Origin of the sequence: Neglectibacter sp. X4, from assembly GCF_009917365.1 — a bacterium.
GTDB lineage: Bacteria > Bacillota > Clostridia > Oscillospirales > Acutalibacteraceae > Acutalibacter.
Genome location: NZ_QWLE01000347.1, coordinates 1 through 524 on the forward strand (window position 1 = coordinate 1; position 524 = coordinate 524).

1 pseudogene is annotated in these 524 nt (G+C 44.5%); it reads right to left on the reverse strand.

The window, feature by feature from the left end:
- Positions 1-524: pseudogene (locus D1841_RS18500) on the reverse strand (hypothetical protein); the annotation flags it as partial.

Consider the following 524-nt stretch of genomic DNA (forward strand, 5'->3'; position numbering starts at 1 on the left):
CTTGCCCGCAACAATAACATCATCGTAAGGCTTTCCCTGTGCCAGTCCCTCCAAAATATAATTAGTGGTACTGTTTAGAATTCCGGAAACCTCTGTCACCTGACAGAATTTCAGTGTATGCTCCACCAGATTAAATACTGGTGTTCCATCCATTACCGTCGTTTCATAGAAAAAGCACAGGCCGTTCTCTTTTGCCAGCGATTTCAACTCGTCAAAAGCCCATGCAACCGGTCCTTTATTAGCCGTAATCACATGCTTACCACATGCAAAAGCCATTTTAATATGATCGATAGCAGGCTGTCCTGTAAAAATCTCCAGCGGCGTCAGCTCACACACTACATCACAGTCCGCTTCCTCAATAACCGCCAGCGCATCCTTATGACAAAGTCCAGGTGTATCATCTGCAAACTTTCCAAAATGCTCTATATCTGCACAGACCTTTAAAAGATCAATACCACCTGCATCGATAATCGTTCCCTTGGAGGCTGTTGCAATGGCGGTAACCTTTACACTTCTGCCATAAA